The organism is Pseudomonas sp. SDO55104_S430, from assembly GCF_054070595.1.
Map to the genome: position 1 here is coordinate 1 of NZ_JBSVXG010000392.1, position 3,017 is coordinate 3,017.

At 65.4% G+C, this 3,017-nt stretch carries 4 protein-coding genes; all 4 read right to left on the bottom strand.

The window, feature by feature from the left end:
• Positions 1 to 47 precede the first annotated feature (47 nt).
• From ACW9JE_RS29925 to ACW9JE_RS29940, 4 genes are read right to left on the bottom strand one after another with little or no spacing between them, the layout of a single operon-like run.
• Positions 48 to 341: a DUF971 domain-containing protein gene (locus tag ACW9JE_RS29925; protein WP_457434808.1), complete on the bottom strand. Its 294-nt coding sequence runs from the start codon at positions 339 to 341 to the stop codon at positions 48 to 50.
• Positions 338 to 1,300, bottom strand: coding sequence for a HEAT repeat domain-containing protein (locus tag ACW9JE_RS29930; protein WP_457434809.1), 963 nt, complete (start codon positions 1,298 to 1,300; stop codon positions 338 to 340). Before ACW9JE_RS29930 ends, ACW9JE_RS29925 begins: the two co-directional genes overlap by 4 nt.
• Positions 1,297 to 2,145 (bottom strand): ABC transporter ATP-binding protein, encoded by an 849-nt coding sequence (locus ACW9JE_RS29935; RefSeq protein ID WP_457434810.1) that lies wholly within the window; start codon positions 2,143 to 2,145, stop codon positions 1,297 to 1,299. The genes ACW9JE_RS29930 and ACW9JE_RS29935 overlap by 4 nt, the downstream gene beginning before the upstream one ends.
• Positions 2,145 to 2,927, bottom strand: a complete 783-nt coding sequence (locus tag ACW9JE_RS29940) for an ABC transporter permease (protein ID WP_457434811.1) — start codon at positions 2,925 to 2,927, stop codon at positions 2,145 to 2,147. Before ACW9JE_RS29940 ends, ACW9JE_RS29935 begins: the two co-directional genes overlap by 1 nt.
• Positions 2,928 to 3,017: the final 90 nt, after the last annotated feature.

Sequence of the window (3,017 nt, forward strand, 5' to 3'; positions counted from 1 at the left end):
TCAATGGTGGCTGACGCACCGCATTCGCGAGCAAGCCCGCTCCCACATTAGATCTCAGTTGTCTCAAGTCCCAGGTCCGCGAGATAGGCCCAGGGATAGATCCCGCGTTCGTGGCCGTCGCTGAAAACCAGCTGCACACCATACCCCTGCGGATTCAATTCGATCACCCGAACCCGCTCATCCACCAGCGGCGTCATCCCGCGCAAGCGAAACGCCCGGCATTGCGAGCACGGGCATTGGCGGCGCAATTGGGCATGATCCAGCAACTGCACACGGCCATCTGGCCAGCTCAGGCGCAACTGGTGTTTGCTGCTTGAATTGCCGATCGCCAGCGGGTTCATTGCAGCTGACTCAATGCGATGCGCACCGCTTTGCGCACTTCCGGATCGCCGTCGTCCTGGGCGGCCTGCAAAGGTGCGATGGCGCCTTTATCGTTCAATTCCCCAAGCGCCAGCGCGGCCTCCTTGCGCAGGTTGCTGATGCGATGGCAGAGGGTTTCGATCAGCGGATCGAGGGCGGCTTTGTAGCGCAGGCGGCCGAGGCTGCGGGTGGCGCGCAGGCGCACTTGCCAATAGTCGTCGCCGAGGGCTTCGATCAAGGCGGGGCCGGCGTCGGCGTGACCGACCTTGCCCAGGGTGGTCGCGGCCTCCTCGCGAACCTGCCAGGCCTGGTCCCGCAAGGCCTGACTCAAGGCCGGCAGCACCTGCGAATCGGAGGCCAGGCCCAGGGCTCCGGTGGCAGCGCGGCGCACTTCGGTGTCCGCATCATCGCTGGCCAGGCGCGCCAGTGCCGGCAAGGCATCGAGCTGTTTGAGCCAGCCCAGCACGCCCACCGCTTCGCGGCGAACGCTGGCGTCCTGGTCGCTCAACGCCTGCAATGCCGCTGGCGCTGCCTCGGCAAGGCGCAACTCGCGCAAGGCCCGGAACGCGGCGATGCGCACGCCGCTGTCGGCATGCCCGGTCCACGGCAGGATCACCCTTCCCGCCTCCGCGCTCTTGAGCAGGCTCAGGCTTTGCGCGGCGGCAGCCTGCACCGCCGGCGACGGATCGGTCAGGGCCTGGCACAGGGCCTCGACCACCGGCGCGTCCTCCCAGGCTTCGAGCAACCGCGCAGCTTCGGCGCGAACCTCTTCGCTCGGGTCATCGGCCAGTCGATCGATCAGCCACAGCAGGCCGTCAGGTTCCTCAAGGTCCGCCAGTTCGATCAGGGCAATGCGGCGCACGCCGGCATCCTCGTCGGTCAGGCGCGGTTGCAGGGCCAGAATGTCATCGTTTTCGGTTACATCGAATAGTTGGGTCATAGGGCAAATCGCGGCAGTTTGTTTTCTGTGGGAAGTCCGAGCGGGTTCAGGCGCGGCAGTTGCCGACCGTCCTGGTGATGCAGCAGCTCCAGACAATGGCGTTTCAAGCGGGAGAACTCGTGGCTGGTCACCAGTTCGGTGGTGCGCGGCCTTGGGAAATCCAGGCGCAGGTCTTCGATGATCCCGCCCGGGCGCGAACTCATGACCAGCAGGCGATCGGCGAGGAACAACGCTTCGTCGATGTCATGGGTGACGAACACCACGGTGGTGCGAATTCGCGTCCAGATGTCGAGCAACAGCTCCTGCATGTTCAGGCGAGTCAAAGCATCGAGGGCGCCGAACGGCTCGTCCATCAGTAACAGGCGCGGACGGTTGACCAGCACCCGGGCGATCTCGACCCGCTGCTGCATGCCGCCGGACAGCTGGTTCGGCCAGCGCTCGGCGAAGCCTTCCAGGCCGACTAGCGCAAGGATTTCATCGGCGGCCCGGTGCCGTTCGGCCTTGCCGATGCCGCGCATTTTCAGGCCGAAGGCGACGTTGTCGCGCACCGTGCGCCAGGGAAACAGCGTGTGTTGCTGGAACACCATGCCCCGTTGCGGAGACGGCCCGGCGACCTGCGCGCCATCGACCTTGAGGCTGCCGCTGCGCGGTTGCAGGTGCCCGGCCAGGGCGCCGAGCAAGGTGGATTTGCCACAACCGGACGGCCCGAGAATGCACACGAACTGGCCCGGTTCGATCTGGCAATCCAGACCCTGCACGGCTTCGAAGGCGGCTTTGCCTTCGCCCAGGCTGATCGACAATTCGCGGATATCGATGCGCCCTTCGGGCTGCTGAAAACTGCTCATCAGGCTTTTCCTCGTGGTCGGTGCCAGGGCGTGAACAGTCCGCCCAGGCGTTTGATCAGCAGGCTGCTGCCCATCCCCAGAACGCCGATCAGCAACATGCCGACCACAATGTCGGGGTAGTTCTGGATGGTGTAGGACTCCCAGGTGTAATAGCCGATGCCGAACTGGCCGGAGATCATTTCCGCCGTCACCAGGCAGAACCACGAGGTGCCCATGCCGATGGCCAGGCCGGTGATGATGCTCGGCGCGGCGCCCGGCAGGATTACCTCCAGCAGCATCGCCCGGCGCCCTGCCCCGAGGCTTTTCGCCGATGCGATCAGCCGTGGGTCGACGCCTTCGACGCCGTGCACGGTGTTGAGCAGAATCGGGAACAAGGCGCCGGTGAAAGTGATGAAGACCATCGACAGTTCCGACGAGGGGAACATCAGGATCGCCAGCGGAATCCACGCCACGGCCGGGATCGGGCGCAGCACTTCGAGCGGTGGCAGCAGCAGGTCTTCGGCCCATTTCGAACGGCCGATGGCCAGGCCAAGTGCGATGCCGATGACCAGCGCGGCGAGGTAACCGGCGAACACCCGGCCGAGACTGCTGCCCAGATGCTGGGCGAGTTTGCCGGAGTCGCCCAGGCCCAGCGCAGCTTCGATCACGGCCAGTGGCGTGGGCACGTTGGCGAAGGTGACGAGGCCCAGGTTCCAGTGGTGGCTGGCGGCGAGTTGCCAGAACAGCAGGCAGAGCAGCAGTGAGGTGGCTCGGGGGAGCCAGCGTTTGAATGATCTGATCAAGGTATACCTCTCACCCGGCCCCCTGTAGGAGCGAGCACGCTCGCGATGGTGGACCGGACACCGCGGGGTGTCAGGCTGCCAGCGTCATCG